Genomic DNA, 23,940 nt, shown 5'->3' on the forward strand with positions numbered 1-23,940 from the left:
AAACCGACCACACCATCCGACGCGAACACGGCGGACTGACCGTGCGGGCCAACCTCGGTGACTTCTGCACCCACCACCACCAACTCAAGGACGCACCCGGCTGGAAGGTCTACCAGGACCCCGACGGGAACTTCACCTTCACCACCCCCAGCAGACGGGTCTATCGAACCCGACCACCCGGCACCGACGGCGAGGTCAAACCCGTCGAGACCATTGAGATCCCCACACCATCCTCACGCCGGAAAGCCCCACCACCGAACGACGACGACCCCCCGCCGTTCTGAGAGCGAGGTCAGAGGCCGATGGCGTTGGCGAGCGTGCTGTTGAGGTGCTCGCCGGCGTCACCGTGCAGGCGGAAGAACCGCGCGGCCGCGTAGGCCCGTGCGATCGGGTACTCCCACATGTAGCCGTAGCCGCCGTGTAGTTGCACGCCCGCGTCTACGGCGAGCGCCAATACATCCGCGGCACAACACTTCGCCGCGGCTGCCTCCGCCGGCCGCAGTGAGGCGCCCTCGGCCAGGCAATTATCGACGAAGGCGCCCACGGCGGTCACCTGCGCACCCACACCGGCCAACACGTGCTGGGTGTTCTCGAACTCCGCGATGGGTCGCCCGAATGCCTTGCGCTGCTTGACGTATTCGACCGTCATGGCCAGCGCTGTTCGTGCGCCGGCCATGGCCGCGACGGCCAGCAACAGGTGATGCCCGGCCCGGCCCGCCGCCAGGTCCGCGTCGATGAGATCGCCCGGGGTCGCGTCGAAGCGCAGGTCGGCGACGTCGGCGGCGTCCAGCCCGAGCAGGGCGTCGGCGGGGGAGCGGTGCACACCCGCGGCAGCAGGATCCACCGCGAACACCATGTCTGATGCACCATCAGTCGCGACCACCAAGAGCAACCCCGCGCTGTTCCCGTTGATGACCGAGTCCGCGGCACCGGTGAGCACCCAGCGGTCGTCCGACTGCTCGGCGCGCATCGAGCCCGCATCGACCACGGCGAGCAGACCCGACACGGCCCGCCCGGTCAGCGGTGCGAAGCTTTCGTGCCCGGCCAGCATCAGCGCCACCGCGGGCAACCCGGCGGCCATGGCCTCCTCGAGCACCACGGCGGCGAAACGCGGGTCTTCCGCGCTGAGGCCGAGGAAGCCGTACTTGTGCACCGCGGTCCAGAACTCCGGGTCGATGCCCGCGCCGTCCCACCGCTGCCGGTGCGGCACGGCCTGCTCGGCCAGGAACCGGCGCACCGAGTCCCGCAGGGCCTCGTGGTCGGCGTCATACACCGTGCGGACAATCACCGCCCGGTCCACTTCGGTTCCCGCTTCTCCGCGAACGCCACCGCGCCCTCGCGAGCGTCGGCGGATTCGCGGATTCGCTGCATCAACGGCCGTTGCCGCTCGAACGCCTCGTCCAGGGATGCGCCCTGCACCAGGTTCACCACCTGCTTGGACGTGCGCACCGCCAGCGGTGCGTTCGCGGCGATGGTGGTGGCCAGCGCCCTCGCGGCAGCGAGCGCGCCACCCGGCAGGGTCAGCTCCACGACCAGGCCGAGTTCGAAGGCGCGTTGGGCAGAGATCGGCTCTCCGGTGAGGATCATGCGCATCGCGTGCATGTAAGGGATGCGCTGCGGCAACCGGACGGCACCACCCGCCGCGGCGGCCAGCCCACGTTTCACCTCGGGCAGGCCAAACGATGCGTTGTCCGCCGCCACGATGAGGTCACAGGCCAGCGCGATCTCGAAGCCACCGGCCAACGCCGCGCCCTCGACCGCGGCGATCAACGGCTTGGCCGGCGGCTGCTCCACGATGCCGAATGCGCCGCGTCCCGGCACGATCGGCCGCGGCCCACCGGCCGCGATCACCTTCAGATCCATACCCGCGGAGAACACCGGGCCGTTGCCCGTGATCACCCCGACCACCAGGTCGTCGCGCTCGTCGAGTTCGCTCAGCGCGGCGCTCAACGCTTCCGCCGTGGGCAGGTCGATGGCGTTGCGGCGTTCCGGTCGGTTCAGCGTGAGAACCGCGACGCCGTCGAAGGTTTCGAACAGCACGAGATCGCTCATCGGGGCGCCATGCGGATCGCGCCGTCCAGCCGGATCGTCTCGCCGTTGAGCATCGGGTTGTCGATGATGGCCAGCGCCAACTTCGCGTACTCATCCGGTGTGCCCAGCCGGCTGGGGTGCGGCACCGACTTGCCCAGGGACTCCTTCACCGGCTCCGGGAGGCGGGCGAGCAGGGGCGTGTCGAACAGGCCGGGCGCGATGGTGCACACCCGGATCTGTTTCGACGCCAGGTCGCGCGCGGCCACGATGGTCATGCCGACGATGCCCGCCTTGGATGAGGCGTACGGGATCTGGCCGATCTGGCCCTCGTACGCGGCCACCGACGCAGTCAGAATGACAATCCCGCGCTCGCCGTCGACGGACTCGGTGCGCGCCATCCGCGCGGCGGCCAGGCGCAGTACGTTGAAGCTGCCGATGAGGTTCACCGTGACGGTGTCGGTGTATTTCTCCAGCGAGCCCGGGCTGCCGTCCTTTTCCACCACCCGCACCGGTCCGCCCTTGCCCGCGCAGTGCACGACGGCGCGTAGCGTGCCGGCCGCCTCGGCCGCGTCCATCGCCGCCTCGACCTGCGCGGTGTCGGTGACATCGGCGGCGACGAAGGTGCCGCCGAGCTCGGCGGCCACCTCCGCCCCGGCCGAGGTGGGCAGGTCGAGAATGGTGACCTTCGCGCCGGCCTTGGCCAGCGCGCGGGCGCTGGCCAGGCCGAGGCCCGAGGCGCCGCCGGTAACCAGGGCGGAGTTGCCTGCGATATCCATGTGCTCAGAGCCTTTCGATGATGGTGGCGTTGGCCATGCCGCCGGCCTCGCACATGGTCTGCAGGCCGTACCGGCCGCCGGTGGCCTCGAGGTGGTTGAGCATGGTGGCCATCAGCCGCGCACCGGAGGCACCGAGCGGGTGACCCAACGCGATCGCGCCGCCGCGCGGGTTGAGCTTCGCGGGGTCGGCGTCGAAGTGGGAGGCCCAGGCCAGCGGCACCGACGCGAACGCCTCGTTGACCTCGTAGTGGTCGATCTGATCGATGCTCAGACCGGAGCGCTTCAGCGCCTTCTCGGTGGCCGGGATGGGCCCGGACAGCATGGTGATCGGGTCGTCGGAGGCGACCGCGAACGCGTGGAACCGGGCCCGCGGGCGCAGGCCCAGGGCGGCAGCGCGTTCCGCGCTCATGATGAGCATGGCGGTCGCGCCGTCGGTGATCTGCGAGGAGTTGCCCGCGGTGATCGACCAGTTGATCTGCGGGAACCGCGCGCTCATGTCGGGGTTCTCGAACGCGGGCCTCAATCCGGCCAGGCCCTCCGCGGTGGTCTGCGGACGGATGGACTCGTCGGCCGCGAAGACGCCGTCGGGCGTGGTGATCGGCACGATCTCGTTGGTGAACCCACCAGAGGCGGCGGTGGCCGCCGCTCGCTGGTGTGAGCGCGCTGCATACGCGTCGAGGGTCTCGCGGTCCAATTTCCAGCGCGCCGCGACGATCTCGGCGGAAATTCCCTGCGGCACCATGCCCGGCGCGTAGCGGGCGGTGGCGGACGGACCGTACACGTCGGCGCCCTGCCGGGCGGAGCCCATCGGGATGCGGCTCATGGATTCCACGCCGCCCGCGATCACCACGTCATAGACGCCGGCGATGACGCCCGCCGCGCTGAAGTCGGCGGCCTGCTGGCTGGACCCGCAGCGTCGGTCCACGGTGGCCGAGGGCACGTGCTCGGGTAGACCCGCGCCGAGCCAGGCCCAGCGTCCTATGCACCCGGCCTGCTCGGAGACCTGGCTGACACAGCCGATGAGCACGTCCTCCACCTCGGCCGGGTTCAGCGCCGGGTTGCGATCGATGAGCCCGCGCAGAGTCTGGGCGAGCAACTCCACCGCGTGCACGCCGGACATCGCCCCGCCGGGCTTGCCGTCCCCGGGCGCCTTGCCCTTCGCCATCGGCGATCGGACGGCGTCGACAATGACCGCGTCGCGCATGGTGCTCCTCACAGTCCCAGTCCCTGACTGACGATGACCTTCATGATTTCGCTGGACCCGCCGTAGATTCGGCTGACCCGGGCGTCGGCGTAGGCCCGGCCCAATCGCGACGAGCGCTGCACACCCTTGGGGCCCAACAACTGCACACAGCGGTCGACAATTCGGCCCTGCAACTCGGTGCAGAACAACTTCACCATCGCGGCGTCGGCGGGGCTGAGCTCGCCGACCTCGTGCGCGGCGAGCGCTTGGTCGACAATCGCCTGCCCGGCTGCCACATCGGTGGCACACGCGGCCAACTCGAATTTCACGTGCTGCCCGGGCCGCGGCCCCGCACCCACCAACTCCACCGCAGCCGCCAATGCCGCGACCGCGGCGGCCTGCGAATTGACCCCGATGGACAACCGCTCCTGCGCCAGATTCGCGGTGAGGTAGGCGAAGCCGCGATTCTCCTCGCCGAGCAGGTTGGCCACCGGGACCTCGACGTCGTCGAAGAACAACTCGGCGAGGTCCTGGGCCTGCTGCCCGATCTTGTGCAGCTTGGACCCGTGGGAGAAGCCGGGCATGCCCTCCTCGATCACCAGCAGGCTGATGCCGTCCCGGCCCGCGTCCCGGTCGGTTCTCACCGCGACCAGCACCAGATCGGCGTGCGTACCGTTGGAGATGAACGTCTTGGCGCCGTTGACGATGTAGCGATCGCCCTCCCGGCGGGCCGAGGTGACCATGCCCTTGAGGTCCGAGCCGGTGGCCGGTTCGGACATGGCGATCGCGGCCACCGCGTCCCCGGCGGTCAACCGCGTCACCCAGCGCTGCTTCTGCTCTGCGGTGCCGTAGCACAGGTAGTACGGCATGCAGATGTCCACCAGCACCCGCACGCCGCCCAGCGCCAGGCCGAGCGCCTGCGCCTCCTCGGCGAACACGGCGCTGTGCAGGTAGGTGGTGCCCGGTGTGCCGCCGTACTCGGTCGGCACGCCGATGCCGAGGATGCCGACCGCCGCCGCGCGCGGCCAGAAGTTGCGCGGCGGTGCCCCGGCCTGTTCCCAGTCCGCGTACTCCGGGACGACCTCATCGGTCAGGAAGGCCCGGACCTCCTTGCGGAAAGCCTCGTGCCGCTCGTCCAGAACCGTCCGCCGCATTTACCCGGACAGGCCCTGCATGAAGGTCCGGATGGCAGCGCACACCTCGAGCGGGTGGGTCAGCGCGGCGGCGTGCGGGCCGCCCACGATGACGGTCACACCGAGGGAGTAGGGCACCATGTACCCGGTCGCCCGGGCGATGTCGACGGAGAACGCCGCGTCTTCGCTGCCGTGCACCACGGCCACCGGACAGGCGAACTTTTTGACCTGGTCGCTGATGTCGTCGCGGTTGAGGATGGTCTGCCACACCTGGGCCCAGGCCGACGGCGGCTTGGACTGCCACCGCTGGATGTAGTACGAGCCGTCGTAGTCCGAGCCGGCGAACTGAATGCCCAGCACCGCGTTCGCGATGTCGCCGACCGGGCCCGCGGTCACCCAGGCCTCCCCGAGCTGGGCGTAGCCCGCCTGCTCCTCCTCGGTGAGCAGGCTGACCGAGGTGCCCTGCAGCACCAGGCCGCGGACCTTCTCCGGCGTGCTCAGCGCAGCGCGCTGGCTCAGCCAGCCACCCTGCGACATGCCCACGAACACCGCCTCGTCGGCACCAACGACGTCGAGCAGGCCCAGCGCGTCGTTGGCGGCGTCCCAGTAGTCGAACGGGCCGTTGCACTCGGACATGCCGTGCCCGCGCGCGTCCCAGGTGATGCACCGGTAGTCACCGGACAGTTCGGCCACCACGAGGTCCCACACCGTGTGGTCGAGGAACGCGCCGTGGGAGAAGATCAGCGTCTCGGGTCCGTCACCGGTGACCTCGTAGTAGAGCTTGTTGCCGTTCAGTTCCGCGATGGGCACGGGAATCCTCCGAGTGGTTCAGCGGCCCGAGAAGCTACCGGGACGGCGCTGCTGGAAAGCATCGATAGCCTCGATTAGATCCTGCGACGCCAGTGTGGTCTCCTCGTGGGCCAGGGCCAGGTCCACAACCTCGCCCGCGCGCTGCTGGGTGACCCGGTTCAGCGCCCGCTTGGTGCCCTGCACGGCCAGCGGCGGCAGCGCCGCAATCCGGGTGGCCAGCGCGCGGGCCGCGGGCAGCACGTCGTCGGCGGTCTCCACGAGGTCGGTGACCAATCCCATGGCGAACGCGGTCGACGCGTCGACCTGGTCCCCGGTGAGCAGGTGCCGCCGGGCCCGCAGCATGCCGACGGCCTGCGGCCACACCAGGCAGCCACCGTCTCCGGCCACCAGGCCCATGTGCACGTGCGGGTCGGACAGCGACGCCGTGCGGGCGGCGACCACGGCATCGGCGGTGAGCACCACGGTGGCGCCGAGCCCGATCGCGGCCCCGTGCAGCGCGATGACCAGCGGCTGGGGCAGCGAGATCAGCGCGTCGAGCAGGCGCCGTCCGTCGTCGACGATGCGCAGGCGGGTCCCCACGTCGGCCTGCGCGGCGCGCATGAGGTCGAAGTCCCCGCCCGCGGAGAACACCTTGCCGGTGGACGCCAACACCACCGCGCGGACCTTCTCGTCGGCCCGAATCGACTCCAACGCTGCGCTCAGCTCGATGTGCAGCACGTCGTCGAACCGGTTGAACAATTCCGGCCGGCTCAGCGTGATCTCGGCAACCGATCCGTCGACGCGCAGGGTCAACGCACGGTGCTCCACACTCGCCCCTTGGTTTTTGAGCTTGCCGGTCTCAGTAATCGGGAGACTATTCTTTCGTCCCGGGCAGCACAAGACGCAGGGCGACATCGGCGATGTGCGCGGAGTCGAACGGACCGTCGGGTCGGACCCAGCGAGCCACCCAGGTGGTCATGCCGGTGAGCAGCCGGGTGACCAGTCGCGGATCGTCGTCCGGCAGGTCGCCGCTGGCGATGGCGGCGGTGACCACGGCGATCCACAGACCTTCGTAGGCGCGCCGCCAGGTGGCCCACCTCTCCAGGTCCTCGGCGGGCAGCCCACCGCCGCCGAAGAACACCAGCAGGTACTTGCGCTGCCGGAACGCGGCGTCGATCTGCTCGCGCACCAGGCGTTCCAGCCGTTCCCGCGCGGACAGCGTCGGGTCCTCCACGATGGCCTGTGCGGCGGCGTAGAGCTCGGTGGTCATCCGCTCGAACAGGATGGCCAGCAGGTGCTCCTTGGACGGCACGGTCCGGTAGAGCGTGGCGCGGGAGACGCCCAGCCGCTTGGCCGTCTCCTCGATGGAGACGGCCTCGTAGCCGCCGTCCTCGAAGATTTCCTCGACCGCGTCGGCCACTTGCTCACGATTGATGTCGCGACGCGGCCGACCGCGACCCCGGGGCGCGCCGTTCTCCTCCATCGGGGCCAACCGTAACGGCGCGTCAGTCACGAGACGTCCAGGACGCGCTCGGCGGGTGGGCCGTACAGCAAGTCGATCTCCGCGGCGTACTTCGCGTCGATGGGCTTGCGGCGCACCTTCATGGTGGGGGTCAGTTCCTCGGTGCCGGGCAACCACACCCCCGGCACGACCAGGAAGCGGCGCACCCGCTCGGCCGCATTGAGGTTCTCGTTCGCTTCCTGGACAGCGGTGCGCAGCCGGTGCAGCACCTCCGGGTGCGCGGCATTGCGCGCCGGATCGGTGTCCCCGGTGATGCTCGCGGTCAGCTCGGGCTCCAGCACGATCAACGCGGTGATGTAGGCGCGGGCGTCGCCGATGCACACCGAGGTGGCGATCAGCGGCGTGGCCGCGGCCAACGTGTTCTCCACCAGTACCGGCGAGACGTTCTTGCCGGCGGAGGAGACCAGGATCTCCTTCTTGCGGTCGACGATGCGGTAGTACCCGGCCTCGTCGGTGACGAACACGTCGCCGGTGTGCAGCCAGCCCTCGGCGTCGATGGCCTCCGCGGTGAGCTCCGGCTTGCCGCGATAACCCTTCATCACCATGGGGCCCTTGAGCAGCAGCTCGCCGTCGGGCTCGATCCGCGCCTCGACGCCGGGCAGGGGCAGGCCGTTGGTGACCGGACGCGCCGCTCCGGCCGGGTTGCACAGGATGATCCCCGCGGTCTCGCTCTGCCCGTAGCACTCGCACAGGTCCACGCCGATGGCCGCGAAGAAGCGCAGGGTCTCCGGCGGCAACGGCGCGGCTCCGGTGAACAGCAGCTCGCCCGCATCCAGGCCGAGGGCGCGGCGCAGCTCGCGCAATACCGGGTCATGCGCCTGCCACGCCGCCCGGGTCGCCTCCTCGCCCGGGCGGTCCGCCAACCGGTCGTCATGCAGGCGCGAGCCGAGTTCGACGGCCTCCTCGAATTCGTCCTTGCGCGTGGAGTTGGAGATGAACTGCACCGCGACGCTCTGCAGGTGGTTCCAGATGCGCGGCACCGCCATGTACAGGGTTGGTTGGATCTCCGGCAGCAAGCCGGCGGCCGTCTTCGGCACCGGGTGGTACGTGATGGACGCGCCCATCACCAGCGGCATGTAGTAGGCGCACAGTCGGTCGCCCATGTGCGCGAACGGCAGATAGGACAGCGCCCGCCCACCTGCGGGCAACCGACCCAGCGAGTGCAGCCCACGGATCTGCTCGAGGATGTTGAAGTGAGTGAGCTCCGCGCCCTTGGGGACGCCGGTGGTGCCCGAGGTGTAGACCACGGTCAGCACATCGTCGGGGGCGAGATCGGGTCGCGCGCCGGGAGCGAGCGGAGGCGCGAGCGACAGCAAGGTTGGCCAATCGGGCTCCGCGCCGGAGAAGTTGATGACAACGAGCACCGGCCTGCGGGCGCTCTGCGCAATTGCCGCCCTTGCCTTGTCGGCAAATGCCGCTTCGGTGACCAACACATCGGCGCCCGAATCATCGAGCAGGTAGGTCAATTGGCTCGCGGCGGAGCTGTTGTATACCGACACCGGCACCGCGCCCAGGTGCAGCGTGGCCAGGTCCACCACCGGCGCCTCGTAACGGTTGCTGAGCATCATCGCCGTGGTGCCGCCGACCCCGACCCCGAGCGCGCCCAGGCCCGCCGCGGCCGCGCGCACTTCGGCATCGACCTGCGACCAGGTCAGCGACACCGTGCCGGCGGAGGAGCGCATTGCGATCTGGTCGGGCCGCTCGGCCACGGTGTGCGCGAACGCCTCGCAGAGGTTGCCCGCCGCCAATGCCGATCCGGTCATGCCGCCGCTCCTTGGAACGCCACGATCGCAGAGATAACTTCACCCGCGGCGACCGCCGCCATGGCCTCGTTGATCTCGCCGAGGGTGAAGGTCCGGGACACCAGCGAATCGAGGACAAGCTCGCCGGCCCGATAGTGCTCGACGAATCGCGGAATGTCACGGTGGATGTCGGCGGCACCGAACAGGCAACCCTTGAGCGTCTTCGCGCTGCCCACCAAACCGCGGAACTGCGGGATGTCGATCCGGGTCTGCGGTCCACCCGCACCGACGAAGACCACCTCGCCGCCCTTGTCGGTCATCCGGATCGCCGCGTCCACCGTGACCTGCGCGCCGACCGCCTCGATGGTGACGTCGGCGCCGCGACCCGCGGTCAGGTCCCTTACCGCAGCGACAAGATCGGCATCACGGGCCGGGATGACGTCGGTGGCGCCCAGCGTGTGGGCCAGGTCCAGTTTCGTCTCAACGAGGTCTATGGCCAGGATCCGTCCCGCCCCGGCCAGTCGCGCGCCCTGGATTGCGGTCAGCCCCACGCTGCCGCAGCCGATCACCACCACCGTGTCGCCGGCGCGGATGGAGGCGGTGTGCAGCGCCGCACCCATGCCGGTCAGTACCGCGCAGCCGAGCAGCGCGGCCGGAGCCAGTGGGAAATCGCGGGGCAGTGGCACTACTGAGATCGCGGGCACCACGACCTGTTCGGCGAAGGTGCCCGCGGCGACCATCTGCGCGACCGGAACTCCGTCCGCGGTAGCACACCGCAGCGTGCCGTCCAATTGGGCGCCGCTGAACAGCACGCCGTCGCCGCGCTCGCACAACCCGGTCTGACCGCGCTTGCAGCGGTAGCACTGCCCGCACTGCGGCATCGCACAGATCGCCACATGGTCGCCGACGGCGAGCCGGTCGACGCCGGCGCCGATTGCCTCGATGACGCCAGCACCCTCGTGGCCGAGCACGATCGGCAGCGGACCGGGCAGCGCGCCGTTGCGCACGGAAAGGTCCGAGGCACAGATGCCCGCGGCGGCCATCCGGACGGCAACCTCGCCCGCCCGCGGGGCCTCCACCTGCAGGTCCACGACCTCCAGTGGCTTGTGCAGGCGGGTGCAAACAGCGGCCAGGGTCGTGGTCCTCACCCCGTTCCAACCGATTTTTGATCCAAAAGGTCTGATTAATAGCGTGCAGGTCGGCGGGGCGTCAACGCAATCGGTGACGCCCCGTCGGTCTTGACTGAGACGCCGCGTCTCATATTATTGAGACGTGGCGAGTCAAAAAGACGGCGACTTCCGGATCTGCTCGCCGGCGGATCTGCGTCGTGGTGATGTCTGCGATGACGAGCTGCGTGCTGCCCTTGCCGAAGCCAACCTGCCGACGTTGCTCGCTGCCCTGGCGCAACTGACCGGGGACGACGAGTGGCTCACCGGCCCGTTCGCGCCGGGCGCTCCGTTGGGTGTCGACGACCATGACTCGGCCGGGCTGTCCGAGGAGTTGCAGGCGCAAGCGCGGGCCGAGGCGTTCGCGGTGCTGCGGGCCTGGCACGACGGCAAGCTCGAGGCCGCGCCGGCGCCGAGCCCGCAACGCCTGGTGCGGATGCTGTCGCTGTCGTTGGGCAACAGCCAGCGGCTGCCCGAGGACATCGGCGGTTTGCTCGCCGAGGAGCTGGGCGTGGTGGATCGCGACGTGGTGCCCGACCTGGAGGGGGTGACCAATCCGATCGAGGTACTCATCATCGGGGCGGGTCTGTCCGGGCTGTGCGCGGCGGTCAAGCTGCAGAAATCCGGCGTCGTTTTCTCCATCCTGGAAAAGAATCCGAGCGTCGGCGGCACCTGGCTGGAGAACACCTATCCCGGTTGCGGTGTGGACACCCCCAGCCACCTGTACTGCTTCTCCTTCGCCCAGTCGCCGACCTGGTCGCGGTATTTCGCCAAGCGGGACGAGCTGCACGACTACCTGGAGCACCTGGCCGACGTTTACGACCTGCGCCGCCACATCCGCTTCAACAGCGAGGTGGAGGCGATGGCCTGGGACGACCCCGCCCAGTTGTGGCGGGTCACCGTCCGAGAGGCCGACGGCACCCGCACGCAGCTGGTCGCCAACGCGGTGATCACCGGCGTCGGGCTGCTCAACCGACCCTCGGTGCCGAACATCGCCGGCCTGGACGACTTCGTCGGTCCCCGCATGCACACCGCTGCGTGGGACAGCTCGATCGATCTGCGCGGCAAGCGGGTCGCGGTCATCGGCACCGGGGCGAGCGCGATGCAGTTGGTGCCCAACATCGCCGACGACGCCGCGCACGTGACGGTCTTTCAGCGCTCGCCGCAATGGGGTCTGCCCAATGACAACTACATGCGGCAGACCAGCGCGGCCACCCAATTCCTGATGACGTACGTGCCGTTCTATTTGGGCTGGTACCGCCTGCGGCTGGTGTGGAACTTCGGCGACCGGCTTTACCCGGCGCTGCAGATCGACCCGCAGTGGGCGCACCCGGAGCGCGCGGTCAACCGCAGCAACGATCGGCACCGGGAGTACCTCACCGACTACATCCGCACCGAACTGGGCGAGCGCACCGACCTGTTGGACAAGTGCCTACCCAGCTACCCGCCGTACGGCAAGCGACCGCTGCTGGACAATGGCTGGTTCCGCACCATGTGCCGGGACGACATCACGCTGGTCACCGACTCCGTCACCGAAGTGCGCCCGCACAGCGTCGTCGACGCCGCCGGCAACGAGCACGAGGTCGACATCCTGGTGTTGGCCACCGGGTTCCACGCGGTGCGGGTACTCGGCCCGATGGAGGTCCGCGGCCGGTCCGGGCGGACGTTGCGCGAGACGTGGGGCGAGGACGACGCGCGCGCCTATCTGGGCGTCACGGTCCCGGACTTCCCGAACTTCTTCATGCTCCTCGGCCCGAACACTTTCGCCGCGCACGGCGGCAGTGCCGCGCTCACCATCGAGATGGAGGTGCGCTACGTCATGTCGCTCCTGCTGTTGCTTTGCTCCGGCGCGGCCACCAGCGTCGAGGTGCGGCAAGAGGTGCACGACGGCTACGACAAGCAGATCACCGACGCGCTGCAGGGCACGATCTGGTCGCACCCCGGCATGAGCACGTACTACCGCAACGCCCGCGGCCGCATCGTGGTGCCGATGCCGTGGACCAACGTCGAGTACTGGCACATGACCCACGAGATCGACCCGAACGACTTCCACGTCACCTCGACGAAGCAGGCGGCGGCGGGATGACTGCCGCGATTGCGCCCACCACCGAGCTGCTGCTCACCGAGGAGCAGGCCGCGCTGGCGGAGAGCATCGCGGAGTTCTGCCGACGTGAGTGCGGCACCCGGGAGCAGCGCGACGCGCTGACCGAGAACGGCAAGCACGCGCACAACCAGGCGCTGTATCGGAAGATGGCGGACCTGGGCTGGGCCGGGCTCTACATCCCCGAGGAATACGGGGGTGCGGGCGTCGGGCTGGTCGAGTACACGGTGTTCTGGGAGGAGACCTGGCGGGGCATGGCCCCGATCAACGGCGCCGGCTCCTCGGCCACGGTGTCCAGCTTCTACAAGCGCTACGGCACCGAGAAGCAGAAGCTCGACGCGCTCGGCGCCATCGCGGCCGGGGCCGTCTTCGCCATCTCCATCTCCGAACCGGAGGCCGGCTCCGACGTCGGCAACATCTCCACCCGCGCGGTGCGCGGCGACGGCGGCTGGATCCTGGACGGGCAGAAGACCTGGTGCTCCTCCGCGCACATCGCCGAGCGCCTGCTGCTGATCGCGCGCACCAGCCGGGAGGACTCCCGGCAGGCCGGGCTCACCGCGTTCGAGGTGTCCACCTCGCTGCCCGGCGTGGACATCCGCGGCATCGACACCATGGGTGGGCGCGAGGTCAACGACGTCTACCTCACCGACGTGTTCATCCCGGACGAATGCGTGGTGGGCGAGGTCGGCCGGGCCTGGCCGCAGGTGATGGCGGGCCTCAACGGCGAACGCGTGGTGTGCGCCGCGCAGGGCATCGGCATGGCCCGACGCACCCTGGATGATCTGCTCGACTACGTCCGCACCCGCAAGCAGTTCGGCAAGGCCATCGGCACCTTCCAGGCACTGCGTCACCGCATCGCGGAGGTGGCCACCGAGGTGGAGTGCTGTCGATTGCTCACCTACGACGTGGCGCAGCGGGTGGACACCGGTCGCGGCACCCCGGAGCAGCTCACCCGGCTCACCTCGATGGCCAAGCTCAAGGTCACCGAGACCGCGAAGCGGGTGGCGCTGGAGGGCATGCAGATGATGGGCGGCTACGGCTACGCCTGCGAGTACGACATGGAGCGCCACGTGCGCGACGCGCTGGCCCCGTGCATCTACGCCGGCACGAATGAGATCCAGCGGGAGATCATCGCCGCCACCTACGGGCTGCGCTGATGCCGCTGGTCGAGGTGGAGCCCGGCGTCGGGATCCACGTCGAGGACCACGGCAGCGGCCACCCGGTGGTGCTGATCGCCGGTTTCGGCCTGAACAGTGAAGCCTGGCAGGGGCAGGTCGAACTCCTCACCCACCACGGGTACCGGGTCATCGCTCTCGATGTGCGTGGCACGGGGAAGTCGGCGAAACCCTTACAGGGCTATGGAATGGACCGCTTGGCCGCCGATGTGTTGGTCGTGCTGGACGCTCTCGAGGTGTCGGAGGCCGTGCTGGTGGGCTGGTCGTTCGGCGGTCAGATCGCCATGCGGGTGGCCGTGACCGCCCCCGACCGGGTGTCGGCGCTGGTCATGGTCGGTTCCAATGGCGTCCGGGCCAGCCGCAGCGCGGAGTACCAATTCGGCCCGGCCGGTGCCGACCTGGAGGGCCGCCTGGTGCACCTGGAGCGCACCAAGCGAATCGTCACGCGTCGCCGCACCATCCAGAGCGCATTTGCCACTGAACCCGACCCCGATGTGACTGCCTGGTTGCTGCGCATGCAACTGCAGATGCCGTCCTGGGCGGCGATCGCGAGCTATCCCACGTATCTGCACACCGATCAGATCGCCGACCTGCCGATGCTGAAACTGCCGGTGTGTCAGATCATGGGCGCCGTCGACCCGGTGAGTCCGATCGAGGGCGCTGCCTGGCTGCAGGAGCGGCTGAGCGACGGGCGACTGATCACTCTGGACTGCGGGCACTACCCGATGCTGGAAGTGCCCGCAGCCTTCGACCAGGCGCTGCTCGGTTTCCTCACTACATTTTCGTGATCATGCCGCCATCGACCACGACCGACGACCCGGTCATATAGGCGGACATGTCGCTGGCCAGGAACACGATCGCGCCGGTCACGTCGTCCGGGGTGGCCGGGCGACCCAGCGGGATCGGGAACACCTGGGTGGCCGCCTCCATCGGCAGGCCGAAGTCGGCGGTGACCAACTCGGTGCCGACCACGCCGGGGTGCACCGCGTTGACCCGAATGCCTTGCGGGGCAAGGTAATTCGCCGCCGAGTAGGTGATCAGCTTGATCGCGCCCTTCGAGGTGGAGTAGGCCACCACCGCGCCACTGCCGACCATGCCCAGCACACTGGACACGTTCACGATGGCGCCGCCGCCCTTGGCCACCATGCGCTGCGCGGCGGCCTGGGTGCCGAAGAACACGCCCTTGGCGTTGACGTCCATCTGCCGGTCGTACTGTTCCTCGGTGAAGGACAGGAAGTCGCCCATGACCACGATGCCCGCGTTGTTCACCATGATGTCGATGCCACCGAACTCGTCGGCGGCGGCGACGGCGGCTTGCAGGTCGGCGGGCTTGGACACGTCGCACATGACGAACCGACCCTCGCAGGACACCGCCTCGTGGGTGGGCGTGCCGCCCTCGCGCGGGTCCTTGCGCACGTCCGCCACGATGATCGCCCGCGCGCCCTCGTTGGCCAGGGCGAGCGCCGCCGCCCTGCCGATGCCACTTGCCGCACCCGTGATGACCGCGACCTTGCCGTCCACCAGTCCAGGCATCTTCGCCCGCTCCTTTACTTCGCCGAATGGCCGTGACTATTCTGCGACGAAGAGTCGCAATATTACAAGGAGTGCGGGATGACGGGCACCCTGGACGGCCGGGTAGCGCTGATCACCGCGGCGGCCGGCGCCGGAATCGGCGCGGCCACCGCGCGCGTGTTGGCTGCCGCGGGCGCGGACGTGGTGATCACTGACCTCGATGCCAAGCGCACCGCGAAGGTCGCCGAGGCGATCACCGAGGCGACCGGGCGCAAGGTGCTCGGCCGCCCGCTGAATGTCACCGATGAGGCCGGCGTCACCGCGGTGGTCTCCGAGGTGCTCGGCGCGTTCGGCCGCATCGACATCCTGGTGAACAACGCAGGCACCTCGGAGCCGGCCGCGCTGTGGGAGACCTCCATCGAGTCCTGGCGTCGGGTGATGGACGTCTGCCTGACCGGCCATTTCCTGCTGATGCGCGCGGTGCTGCCGCACATGATCTCCCGCGGGTCCGGGTCGATCATCAACATCGCCTCGATCGAGGCGTGGACGGACGTCATCCCGGACAACGTCGCGTACCAGTCGGCGAAGGCGGGCGTGCTGGGGTTGACCCGGGCGGCCGCCGCGCAGGTGGGCCGCTACGGCGTGCGGGTCAACGGCGTCGCGCCGGGTCTGGTGCCCAACCCGTTCCTGGCCCGGATGATCCCGGCCGAGGACCTGCAACGGCTGCACGAACGCCAACCGCTGCCGATCACCATCGACCCCGAGGACATCGCCAACGCGGTGCTGTTCCTGGCCGCCGACACCGGCCGCTCGATCACCGGTGAGATCATCAACGTCTCCGGCGGCGCATACATGAGGGCGTAGGGGTGGACTTTTCCTGGACCGCGCAACAGCAGCAACTGCGCGCCGAGGCCAAGGAGGTAGCCGCTGACGCGGTGGCGCGCTACGGCTGGACGGCGGACTCCTGGATCAACGGCTACTGCCCGCCCTTCGCCCGGGAGTTGGCCGCGCGGGGCTGGATCGGTATCTCCTGGCCGAAAGAGTTCGGCGGCGCCGGCCGCCCGGCGATCGACCGCATGATCATCGCCGAGGAACTCATCGGCGCGGGCGCGCCGGTGGGCTCCTACTGGGTGGCGGAGCGGCAGATGGGGCCGTCCATCTTCACCTTCGGCACCGCCGATCAGCAGCAGCGCTACCTGCCCGCGATCCTGGCCGGCGAGGCGACCTGGTGCATCGGCATGTCCGAACCCGGGGCGGGCTCGGATCTGGCGTCGCTGCGCACCCGGGCGGTGCGGGACGGCGAGGACTTCGTGGTCAATGGCCAGAAAATCTGGACCAGCTTCGGCGCCGTCTCCGATTTCGTCTACCTGATCTGCCGCACCAGCGCCGATGGCCCGCCGCACGCCGGGATCAGTGAACTGATCGTGTCGATGGACTCGCCGGGCATCGAGGTGCGCCCCATCAAAGACATGGCCGGCGGCGCGCACTTCTGCGAGGTGTTCTTCACCGACGTGCGGGTACCGGCGACGAATCTGGTGGGCGTGGCGGGCGCGGCGTTCAAACAGACGATGCGTCAGCTGGAACACGAACGCGGCGGCATCGACCGGCTGGTGTCCAACCACGCGCTCTACCGGCGGGCCCTGGACCGCGCGGACATGACCGACCCGCTGGTGCGTCAAGAAGTCGCGCAGTTGGAAACGCGTTACCGGCTGGGCCGATTGCTGGTCTACCGCGAGGCGCTGGGCCAGGCGCCCAAGGGATTCAGCGCGGCTACCAAGCTGTTCTGCACCGAGCACGAGCGGAAGGTGGCCGACTTCACCGCGCGTACCTTCGGCGCCGACGCGATGTTGGCCGGCGACGTCTCGCGCGGGCTGTGCTACGCGAACAGCTACACGATCATGGGCGGCACCTCGAACATCCTGCGCAACATCGTCGCCGAGCGAATCCTCGGACTGCCGCGGTGAGGGGCTGAATCATGGATTTCGCGCTCTCGCCCGAGCAGGCCGAACTGCAGCGCACCGTGCGGGCCTTCCTCTCCGAGAAGTCCGACGATGCTGCGGTGCGCCGGCTGATGGAGGCCGAGGTCGGGTACGACACCGCGGTGTGGCATCAGATGGCCACCCAACTGGGCCTGCACGGCTTGGCCATTGCGGAGGAGCACGGCGGCGCGGGTTTCGGGCTACAGGAACAGGCCATCGTGTTCGAGGAGATGGGGCGCGCCCTGCTGTGTGCGCCGTACTTCGCCACCGTCGCGCTGGCCGCCCCGGCGCTGGCGTTGAGCGACGCGGCCGCGCAGTACCTGCCGGACATCGCCGCAGGCGCCACCATCGCGACGGTCTCCACCGACGCGGCGACGGCGGTGCAACAGCGCGCGGACTGGACGCTGACCGGCGAGTTGGACCACGTGCTGGACGGGCATCTGGCCGACCTGATCCTGGTCTCGGCCGGCGACGGGTTGTTCGCGGTGGCCGGCGATGCCAACGGCGTCAAGCGCGAACTGCTGGCCACCATGGACCAGACCCGTAAGCAGGCCCGGTTGACCCTGGACTCCGTGCCCGCCCGGCGCATCGGCAGCGCGGCGATCCTCGGTCAGGTGCTCGACATCGCGGTCGTGTTACTCGCCGCCGAGCAGGTCGGCGGCGCCTCGGCCTGCCTGGAGCAGACCGTGGAGTACGCCAAGGTGCGCGAGCAGTTCGGTCGCCCCATCGGCTCGTTCCAGGCCATCAAGCACACCTGGACCGAGATGCTGTTGGAGGTCGAGTCGGCGCGGGCCGCGGCCCAGTACGCGGCCTGGGCCGCCGACGCCGCCCCCGAAGAGCTACCCGTCGCCGCGGCGTTGGCCAAGGCGCACTGCTCCGAGGCCTACGCCCGGGTCGCGACCGAGAGCATCCAACTGCACGGCGGCATCGGGTTCACCTGGGAGCACCGCACGCATCTGTACTACAAGCGGGCCAAGAGCTCCGAGCTACTGTTCGGCGCGCCGGCCGCACACCGCGAGCAGTTGGTGACCAGGCTCGCCCTCTGACCGGCCGGCGCTGTGTCACAACGTCTTGAACGACTCCAGTTCGGCGATGTGCCGCAGGCACCGGGTGGTGATCCTGTCGCCGAGACCGCGCCCGTCGCCGATGTCCATGGCACCGAGCAGCGCCATCCCGGCACCCAACGGGTAAACGATGTTCTGCCGGTAGTGCTCCACGCAGTCGTCGTAGGAGTAGCCGGAGATGCCGTTGGCCACCAGTCGGCGGTGGTAGCGCTTGAGCAGTGATTCCCAATTCGCCGATAGGTCGTCGCCATCCATGCTCCCGGCCAGCAGGTTGCCCACGTCCTGGGTGCCGCGGCCGCGGGCGACCACCTGCCAGTCGATGAAGCACGGCGTGGCGTCGCCGGCGAAGAACAGGTTGTCCAGTCGGGCGTCGTTGTGGATCAGCGTCTGCGGGCCCTCGACGAGGCGGGCCAGGATCTGCGGCCAGACCGGCGCGCGTTCCAGGATCGCGGCCATCACGTCGGCGGGGACCGATTCCCCGTAGCGCTCGGCCAGCGCGGGCGCGCCACTGGCCACCAGTTGGCCGATCAACCCGGCGAAAATCCCCTCGCCGGGGGAGGCCAGCGCGGGTTCGGCCAGCCGGTCCGATCCCCAGTACGCCGCGTGCAGGTCGGCCAGCGCGTCCAGGGTCGCCTCGGCGTCGGGCACCGTCATGCCGTCCATCTGGTCGCCCATCCGCTGCGTGCCCAGGTCCTCCAGCAGCAGCGGAGTGCTGTCCCCGTCGCCGATAAACCAGCAGCGGGGCGTGCGCACCGGGACCGTGTCGGCGAAGTTCGCGTAGAACGCGGCCTCGCGGGCGAACAGCCCCATCACCGAGTCCATCTGCTGCTGGATCTCGCGCTGACCGCGCAGCTTGGCGATCAGCGTCGCGGGGCCGGGTGTGCCGTCGTCGGCATAGCCGACGTGCACCCGCGCCATGTCCGTGGTCGCCCCGGTGAACGCGACCGGCTCGACGTCGAACGATGTAACTGACGCTACGTCAGGTACCAGCACCCTTCGCAGCCAGTCAACGCCCAGTGCCGCGATCCGCTCGACGCCGCTCATGCCATCGCCTTCCACGCCGCCAACAACCCTGCGTTCTGGTCCGGTGTCGACCCGTAGGTCGCGATCTCGTCCGCCCCTGCGTCGACGAAGCGTGCCAGGTTGGCCGCGCACTCCGCGGCAGTACCGAACGCGCAGGAGTCCAGCATCCACTCGTCCGGGATCAGCGCGGCGGCGTCCATCATCTGGTGGCGGTGCATCTCCATGTCCGCGACCTTGCCCAGCCCGGAGAAGATCGGGTGGTTGCGGACGTCGCGGACCACCTGCTCGTCCCAGCCGTTCACCCGGGCCAGCTGCTCGCCGTAGCCGGGATAGACGAAGTACGTGGTCGCCCGGCCGTGCGCGAGCTGGCGGAACTCCTCGGAATCGAGGTCCGGCGCGGTGATCACCGATTGGCAGATGCGCACCGATGCCGGGTCGCGATCGATGCGCTCACACGCCTCGTGGATGCGCGCCACGGCGGCCTTCGTCGCGGAGGGGGTGAACACCGGTGGCAGCACCACACCGTCGTAGGCCGCGGCGATCGTCGCCGCCCCGCGCGGATTGGCGAACGAGCCCAACCACAGCTCGGGCGGTGGCCCGTCGTAGGTCTCGGAGAAGGAGAAGTTCTCGAACGAGCCCGACTGTCCCGTGTAGGACACGGACTCGCCGCGCCATAGCGCCCGGTACAGCTGCGCGTACTCCACCATCTCGGCGTACGAGGCCTTCCGGACACCCATCCGCGCGAAGATTGCGTCGTCGCCCAGGCCGAGGGTGATGGCCAACCGCGGCCCGAAGCAGGCGTGGAAGGTGGCGCCGAACGCGGCGGTGTTCCACACCTGACGGGTCTGCGGGTCGATGGTGCCGGTGGCCAGGCGCAGCGTGGAGGTACGGGCGGCGATGCCCGCCAGCAGCACGTCGGCGTGCTTGATGTCGTAGCGCTCGGAGAGGAATGCGCGGTGGAAGCCCAGGCGTTCGGCGGCCACCCCGTCGGAGATGCCCTCCGCCACCGTGCGCGATTCGGTCTCGAAGCGCCGGGGCCGGTCGTGGGCGCTGACGGCACCCGAAACGACGTAGGCGCTCAGGTCGGCGCGACTCACGACGCCCCCTTGAGCCGTCGACAGATCTCGATGTTGCGCCCCAACGCCTGCTGCGCGTCCTCCGGCTCGAGCACCAGCGGCATCAGGTCACACACGCTGACCCAGGTGGCGCCCGCATCGACGTAGGTCTGTACCTCGGCGGCGACCTGCTCGGGGGTGCCCTTCACGTAGGAGCGGTCCACGATCTCGTCGGTGATCCGGTCGAGGAACTCGTCGATCTCGCTGTCGGTCCACTCCACCGGCCGCAACTTGACGGCGTAGTGCCAGTCCTCGGGCATCGGCGGGGTGATGCCCTCGCGGGTCCAGGCCGCCATCTCCACCCGGCCGGCGATGCCCGCCATATACCGCAGCAGCTTGCCCCGTAGGGCTGTGCGGATGACCTCTTCGTCCTCGTGCACCGCGGCCATGAACCACAGGCCGAAGCCGAAGGCCTCGGGGTCGCGGCCCTTGTCGGCGAGCGTCTTTTTGAGGTCGTCGATCCCGGCCTTGAACGACTCCGGGGTCGGATACACCGACGGCACGATCGCCGCCATGCCGTCGGCATAGGAGGTGCCGAGGTCCAGCAGCTTCGGTCCGCCGCCCAACGCCCACAGATGTGGGCGGGCACCGCGGGCGCTGCCCAGCCACGCGGTCTTCAGGCTCCAGTGGTTGCCGGTGCGGTCGACCGGGCCGGCGGTGGCGTCCCACAGCGCGTGGAAGGAATGGAGCTGGTCCTCCAGTCGCGCCAGGCCCTCGGCGCGCTTCCAGCCGTACGGGGTGGCCTGCTTCGCCTCGCCCGCGCCCATCATCACCGTGATCCGACCCGAGGTCATGTTCTGCAGGGTCAGCATGGTCTGGAACAACTCGGCCGGCCCGCGGCGGATCGCGTCGGTGCTGACGGTGATGCCCAGGTTCGGCGCCGCGGCCAGCACGTAGGCACTCAATGCGTAGGCGTCGGCGTAGGAGTCGATGTCCGGCAGCAGCGCGGCCAGGGGGGAGTTCTCCGGCGTCCAGAGTTGGCGCGGCCAGAAGTTGGTCATCTGGTCCCAGACCAGCAACTCGTCCACGACGCCACTGGCGGCGGCGGCCTGCGCGTAGGCGGCGAAGGCCGCGGGCGGGGTGAAGCGGTCGGAGATCAACGGGATCGAGGTGGTCACCATGAGGGCGACCGTACATGTACGGTACGTGTCATGACTAGTGCTCGTGCGGACCGTTTGACGCTCGACGTCATCGTCGACGCAGCCGCGCGGTTGATCGCCGAGGAGGGCTACGACGCGCTCAACATGCGGCGACTGGCCAAGGAGTGCGGCGTCGGGGTGATGACGCTCTACGGCTACGTGCGCACCAAGGACGAGTTGCTGCAGGCGTTGGCGGATCGGCTGTTCCACCTCGTCGACCTGGCCGATGACGAGGACCTGCCCTGGCCGGAGCACATCGCCCGGGTGCTGCGCTCGGTGCGCGCGATCTTCCTGGAGCACCCGGAGTTGCTGCCGATCACCGCCATGCACCGACTGGACGGCGCGGGCGCCTACCGCGGTGCGGAGTCGTTGTTCCGCGCGCTGGAGCAGGCGGGGCTGCAGGGCGCGCAGGTGGTGCACGCCTTCGACGCCATGGTCGCCTTCACCCTCGGCTTCGTGCAGCGCGAGGTGGGCACCGACCGTTCCACCGCCGGCCCGATGCCCGGCCTATCCCGACTACCACGGGAGGAGTACCCCCGGGTGCTCGAGCTGGCCGGACACATGGTCGCCCGCGACACCGACGCCGCCTTCGAGGCGGGCCTGCAGCTGTTGATCGCCGGGATCGCCGCGGTTGGTGCCTGACCGCCGGCCACGCAACTGACGTTCGTTGGGTTAGACGTGGGCGACGTCCGGGGCAGCGGCGTCCGCCGGGCCGCCCTGCTTCGGGATGGTCGAGCCGCGCAGCGTCACCTGCTTGATCAGCAGCGAGGCCAACAGGCCCACGATGCTCGCCAGCGCGGCGGCCAGGAACACGTGGCTCGCGCCGTGGGTGATCCCGTGCTGCAGGGTGGCGGCCGTGTCGTGCGGCAACGAGGCGAGTGCCGAGGGCGGCAGCGAGACGCCGTGCGAGAAGGCACCGTGCGTGTCGCTGGCCAGCGTGTGCGCGTACAGCGCGCCGAACAGCGAGACACCCAGCGAGCCGCCGATCGCCTGCATGAACGAGACGCTCGCGGTGGCCGCGGAGATCTCGGACATCTGCACGCTGTTCTGCGCGATGGTCTGGGTGGAGCTGAACATGCAGCCCAGGCCCAGGCCGAGCACGAACATGAACACGCCGGTCTCCACCCGCCCGGTGTCCACCTTGATCAGCGACAGCAGCGCCAGACCGGTGACCATGAACGCGGAGCCGAGGATCGGGAAGACGCGGTACTTGCCGGTCTTGGAGGTGATGCGGCCGGAGGAGATGCTCATGATGACCACGCCGGCCATCATCGGCAGCATCAGCAGGCCGGAGCCGGTCGCCGAGGCGCCCTGCACGTACTGCTGGAACTGCGGCAGGAAGGTCATCGCACCGAACATCGCGAAGCCGACCATGAAGCGCAGGCCCGCGGCCACCGCGAAGTTGCGGTTGCGGTAGATGCGCACCGGCACCACCGGCTCGTCGGCGTCCAGTTCGATCCGGATGAAGCTGACCAGGCCGACCACGGCAACCGCGAACAGGCCGAGGATGACCGGGGAACCCCAGCCGTACTGGGTGCCTGCCCAGCTGGCGGCCAGCACCGCGGAGGTGATCCAGAGGATCGACAGGATGGTGCCCGCCCAGTCGAAACCGGCCTTGCGCACGCGGTTCGGCGGAAGCTTCATGGTCTTGGCCAGCACCGCCATGGCGGCCAGGCCGACCGGCAGGTTGATGTAGAAGGTCCAGCGCCAGGACAGGTTGTCGGTGATCCAGCCGCCCGCCAGCGGGCCGCCGATCATCGAGATCGGCATCACCGCCATGAAGTAACCGGCGTACTTGCCGCGGTCGCGCGGCGAGACCAGCACGGCCATGGACGCCATCACGCCGGTCATCAGGTCACCGGCGCCGATGCCCTGCAGCGCGCGGAAGGCGATCAGCTGGTTCATCGACTGGGCCACGCCGGACAGCGCCGAGCCGATCAGGAAAATGCTGATCGAGCACATGAACACGGCCTTGCGCGGCAGGATGTCGCCGAGCTTTCCCCACAGCGGCACCGAGACGGTGGAGCCGAGGATGTAGGCGGTGGTCACCCATGCCAGGTGCTGCAGACCGCCCAGATCACCGGTGATCGTCGGCAGGGCCGGCGAGACGATGGTGTTGTCCAGCATCGCGAGCATCATCACGATCATCAGACCGGACATCACGATCAGGATTTCGCGCTTCGAACGTTCCTCGTACATTTTGCCGCCCGCCCCATGGTTCTTCGCTTACCTACGCGAGTCTGCTTTTCGGGGCGTTTGCGCGCCTCGGGCGAACGCGTGGATCTTCCTCGGTCGAACGGATGATTCGGCCGGGGGTGGACGTGTCGGGGCAAACCGGTCATAGTGGGATGTATTAATCCGATGTGACGTAGGTTATTGAGCCGCCCCCGCTGGAGCGTGCCTGGGAAATCCCTACGCAGTAAGGCGATTCACCTGTCCCATCCCTCGTCCCGGCCCGGACGCAGAACCCGACTCGGAGTAGCTGTAACC

23 protein-coding genes are annotated in these 23,940 nt (G+C 69.2%); 8 read left to right on the forward strand and 15 right to left on the reverse strand.

Going from position 1 to position 23,940, the window contains the following annotated elements; genetic code table 11:
• Window positions 1-284 (forward strand): HNH endonuclease (locus VGJ14_13000; GenBank protein ID HEY2833336.1); only part of this gene is annotated, 284 nt, incomplete at its 5' end.
• A gap of 8 nt (window positions 285-292) precedes the next feature.
• On the opposite strand, the gene VGJ14_13005 is transcribed toward VGJ14_13000, so the two are convergent.
• Genes VGJ14_13005 through VGJ14_13050 form a run of 10 tightly spaced genes read right to left on the reverse strand, consistent with a single transcriptional unit; the run spans window position 293 to window position 10,324 of the window.
• The gene (locus VGJ14_13005; GenBank protein ID HEY2833337.1) at window positions 293-1,288 is read right to left on the reverse strand and encodes an acyl-CoA dehydrogenase family protein; all 996 of its coding nucleotides are present in this window, start codon (window positions 1,286-1,288) and stop codon (window positions 293-295) included.
• A complete protein-coding gene (locus tag VGJ14_13010; GenBank protein ID HEY2833338.1) occupies window positions 1,285-2,052 on the reverse strand; it encodes a crotonase/enoyl-CoA hydratase family protein in 768 nt (255 codons plus the stop codon). The genes VGJ14_13005 and VGJ14_13010 overlap by 4 nt, the downstream gene beginning before the upstream one ends.
• Window positions 2,049-2,807: an SDR family NAD(P)-dependent oxidoreductase gene (locus VGJ14_13015; protein HEY2833339.1), complete on the reverse strand. Its 759-nt coding sequence runs from the start codon at window positions 2,805-2,807 to the stop codon at window positions 2,049-2,051. Before VGJ14_13015 ends, VGJ14_13010 begins: the two co-directional genes overlap by 4 nt.
• A 4-nt stretch (window positions 2,808-2,811) precedes the next feature.
• On the reverse strand, window positions 2,812-4,011 hold the full coding sequence (locus VGJ14_13020; protein HEY2833340.1) for a thiolase family protein: 1,200 nt from the start codon (window positions 4,009-4,011) through the stop codon (window positions 2,812-2,814).
• Window positions 4,012-4,019: 8 nt separating this feature from the next.
• Window positions 4,020-5,144, reverse strand: a complete 1,125-nt coding sequence (locus VGJ14_13025) for an acyl-CoA dehydrogenase family protein (GenBank protein ID HEY2833341.1) — start codon at window positions 5,142-5,144, stop codon at window positions 4,020-4,022.
• Window positions 5,145-5,933: an alpha/beta hydrolase gene (locus VGJ14_13030; GenBank protein ID HEY2833342.1), complete on the reverse strand. Its 789-nt coding sequence runs from the start codon at window positions 5,931-5,933 to the stop codon at window positions 5,145-5,147. It abuts the gene before it with no gap.
• Between the two features lie 18 nt (window positions 5,934-5,951).
• Window positions 5,952-6,740 carry an enoyl-CoA hydratase/isomerase family protein gene (locus VGJ14_13035; protein ID HEY2833343.1) on the reverse strand — a complete coding sequence of 263 codons (789 nt, stop codon included), beginning with the start codon at window positions 6,738-6,740 and terminating at the stop codon, window positions 5,952-5,954.
• 46 nt (window positions 6,741-6,786) lie between these two features.
• On the reverse strand, window positions 6,787-7,425 hold the full coding sequence (locus VGJ14_13040; protein ID HEY2833344.1) for a TetR/AcrR family transcriptional regulator: 639 nt from the start codon (window positions 7,423-7,425) through the stop codon (window positions 6,787-6,789).
• Window positions 7,422-9,197 (reverse strand): long-chain fatty acid--CoA ligase, encoded by a 1,776-nt coding sequence (locus VGJ14_13045; GenBank protein ID HEY2833345.1) that lies wholly within the window; start codon window positions 9,195-9,197, stop codon window positions 7,422-7,424. Before VGJ14_13045 ends, VGJ14_13040 begins: the two co-directional genes overlap by 4 nt.
• Window positions 9,194-10,324, reverse strand: coding sequence for a Zn-dependent alcohol dehydrogenase (locus tag VGJ14_13050; GenBank protein HEY2833346.1), 1,131 nt, complete (start codon window positions 10,322-10,324; stop codon window positions 9,194-9,196). Before VGJ14_13050 ends, VGJ14_13045 begins: the two co-directional genes overlap by 4 nt.
• A 124-nt stretch (window positions 10,325-10,448) precedes the next feature.
• Here VGJ14_13050 and VGJ14_13055 point away from each other — a divergent pair, with 124 nt between their 5' ends.
• From VGJ14_13055 to VGJ14_13065, 3 genes are read left to right on the forward strand one after another with little or no spacing between them, the layout of a single operon-like run.
• Window positions 10,449-12,428, forward strand: a complete 1,980-nt coding sequence (locus VGJ14_13055) for an NAD(P)/FAD-dependent oxidoreductase (GenBank protein ID HEY2833347.1) — start codon at window positions 10,449-10,451, stop codon at window positions 12,426-12,428.
• On the forward strand, window positions 12,425-13,600 hold the full coding sequence (locus tag VGJ14_13060; protein HEY2833348.1) for an acyl-CoA dehydrogenase family protein: 1,176 nt from the start codon (window positions 12,425-12,427) through the stop codon (window positions 13,598-13,600). The genes VGJ14_13055 and VGJ14_13060 overlap by 4 nt, the downstream gene beginning before the upstream one ends.
• Window positions 13,600-14,406 carry an alpha/beta hydrolase gene (locus VGJ14_13065; protein HEY2833349.1) on the forward strand — a complete coding sequence of 269 codons (807 nt, stop codon included), beginning with the start codon at window positions 13,600-13,602 and terminating at the stop codon, window positions 14,404-14,406. Before VGJ14_13060 ends, VGJ14_13065 begins: the two co-directional genes overlap by 1 nt.
• Here VGJ14_13065 and VGJ14_13070 read toward each other — a convergent pair.
• The gene (locus VGJ14_13070) at window positions 14,393-15,151 is read right to left on the reverse strand and encodes an SDR family oxidoreductase (GenBank protein ID HEY2833350.1); all 759 of its coding nucleotides are present in this window, start codon (window positions 15,149-15,151) and stop codon (window positions 14,393-14,395) included. The two genes, VGJ14_13065 and VGJ14_13070, sit on opposite strands and share 14 nt — an antisense overlap.
• Window positions 15,152-15,229: 78 nt before the next feature.
• Between VGJ14_13070 and VGJ14_13075 the strand changes: the two genes are divergently transcribed.
• From VGJ14_13075 to VGJ14_13085, 3 genes are read left to right on the forward strand one after another with little or no spacing between them, the layout of a single operon-like run.
• Window positions 15,230-15,994, forward strand: coding sequence for an SDR family oxidoreductase (locus VGJ14_13075; protein ID HEY2833351.1), 765 nt, complete (start codon window positions 15,230-15,232; stop codon window positions 15,992-15,994).
• A 2-nt stretch (window positions 15,995-15,996) separates the two neighbouring features.
• Window positions 15,997-17,094, forward strand: coding sequence for an acyl-CoA dehydrogenase family protein (locus tag VGJ14_13080; protein HEY2833352.1), 1,098 nt, complete (start codon window positions 15,997-15,999; stop codon window positions 17,092-17,094).
• 11 nt (window positions 17,095-17,105) lie between these two features.
• Entirely contained in the window at window positions 17,106-18,155 is a 1,050-nt protein-coding gene (locus VGJ14_13085; GenBank protein ID HEY2833353.1) for an acyl-CoA dehydrogenase family protein, read from the forward strand.
• Window positions 18,156-18,170: 15 nt separating this feature from the next.
• Here VGJ14_13085 and VGJ14_13090 read toward each other — a convergent pair whose 3' ends face one another.
• From VGJ14_13090 to VGJ14_13100, 3 genes are read right to left on the reverse strand one after another with little or no spacing between them, the layout of a single operon-like run.
• The gene (locus tag VGJ14_13090; protein HEY2833354.1) at window positions 18,171-19,217 is read right to left on the reverse strand and encodes a phosphotransferase; all 1,047 of its coding nucleotides are present in this window, start codon (window positions 19,215-19,217) and stop codon (window positions 18,171-18,173) included.
• Window positions 19,214-20,293 (reverse strand): TIGR03857 family LLM class F420-dependent oxidoreductase, encoded by a 1,080-nt coding sequence (locus VGJ14_13095; GenBank protein HEY2833355.1) that lies wholly within the window; start codon window positions 20,291-20,293, stop codon window positions 19,214-19,216. Before VGJ14_13095 ends, VGJ14_13090 begins: the two co-directional genes overlap by 4 nt.
• Window positions 20,290-21,432: an LLM class flavin-dependent oxidoreductase gene (locus VGJ14_13100; protein HEY2833356.1), complete on the reverse strand. Its 1,143-nt coding sequence runs from the start codon at window positions 21,430-21,432 to the stop codon at window positions 20,290-20,292. Before VGJ14_13100 ends, VGJ14_13095 begins: the two co-directional genes overlap by 4 nt.
• A 30-nt stretch (window positions 21,433-21,462) precedes the next feature.
• Here VGJ14_13100 and VGJ14_13105 point away from each other — a divergent pair, with 30 nt between their 5' ends.
• Window positions 21,463-22,092 (forward strand): TetR/AcrR family transcriptional regulator C-terminal domain-containing protein, encoded by a 630-nt coding sequence (locus VGJ14_13105; protein HEY2833357.1) that lies wholly within the window; start codon window positions 21,463-21,465, stop codon window positions 22,090-22,092.
• A gap of 30 nt (window positions 22,093-22,122) precedes the next feature.
• Here VGJ14_13105 and VGJ14_13110 read toward each other — a convergent pair whose 3' ends face one another.
• The gene (locus tag VGJ14_13110) at window positions 22,123-23,610 is read right to left on the reverse strand and encodes an MDR family MFS transporter (GenBank protein HEY2833358.1); all 1,488 of its coding nucleotides are present in this window, start codon (window positions 23,608-23,610) and stop codon (window positions 22,123-22,125) included.
• Window positions 23,611-23,940: the final 330 nt, after the last annotated feature.

This window comes from Sporichthyaceae bacterium (assembly GCA_036493475.1).
Classification (GTDB): Bacteria; Actinomycetota; Actinomycetes; order Sporichthyales; family Sporichthyaceae; genus DASQPJ01.

What these genes read in the sequence shown, in the direction of transcription:
- VGJ14_13020 (HEY2833340.1), bottom strand. Translation starts at nt 4,011, where the DNA reads ATGCGCGACGCGGTCATTGTCGACGCCGTCCGATCGCCGATGGCGAAG.
- VGJ14_13085 (HEY2833353.1), top strand. Translation starts at nt 17,106, where the DNA reads ATGGATTTCGCGCTCTCGCCCGAGCAGGCCGAACTGCAGCGCACCGTG.
- VGJ14_13060 (HEY2833348.1), top strand. Translation starts at nt 12,425, where the DNA reads ATGACTGCCGCGATTGCGCCCACCACCGAGCTGCTGCTCACCGAGGAG.
- VGJ14_13110 (HEY2833358.1), bottom strand. Translation starts at nt 23,610, where the DNA reads ATGTCCGGTCTGATGATCGTGATGATGCTCGCGATGCTGGACAACACC.
- VGJ14_13090 (HEY2833354.1), bottom strand. Translation starts at nt 19,217, where the DNA reads ATGAGCGGCGTCGAGCGGATCGCGGCACTGGGCGTTGACTGGCTGCGA.
- VGJ14_13015 (HEY2833339.1), bottom strand. Translation starts at nt 2,807, where the DNA reads ATGGATATCGCAGGCAACTCCGCCCTGGTTACCGGCGGCGCCTCGGGC.
- VGJ14_13075 (HEY2833351.1), top strand. Translation starts at nt 15,230, where the DNA reads ATGACGGGCACCCTGGACGGCCGGGTAGCGCTGATCACCGCGGCGGCC.
- VGJ14_13070 (HEY2833350.1), bottom strand. Translation starts at nt 15,151, where the DNA reads ATGCCTGGACTGGTGGACGGCAAGGTCGCGGTCATCACGGGTGCGGCA.
- VGJ14_13100 (HEY2833356.1), bottom strand. Translation starts at nt 21,432, where the DNA reads ATGGTGACCACCTCGATCCCGTTGATCTCCGACCGCTTCACCCCGCCC.
- VGJ14_13105 (HEY2833357.1), top strand. Translation starts at nt 21,463, where the DNA reads ATGACTAGTGCTCGTGCGGACCGTTTGACGCTCGACGTCATCGTCGAC.
- VGJ14_13010 (HEY2833338.1), bottom strand. Translation starts at nt 2,052, where the DNA reads ATGAGCGATCTCGTGCTGTTCGAAACCTTCGACGGCGTCGCGGTTCTC.
- VGJ14_13025 (HEY2833341.1), bottom strand. Translation starts at nt 5,144, where the DNA reads ATGCGGCGGACGGTTCTGGACGAGCGGCACGAGGCTTTCCGCAAGGAG.
- VGJ14_13045 (HEY2833345.1), bottom strand. Translation starts at nt 9,197, where the DNA reads ATGACCGGATCGGCATTGGCGGCGGGCAACCTCTGCGAGGCGTTCGCG.
- VGJ14_13065 (HEY2833349.1), top strand. Translation starts at nt 13,600, where the DNA reads ATGCCGCTGGTCGAGGTGGAGCCCGGCGTCGGGATCCACGTCGAGGAC.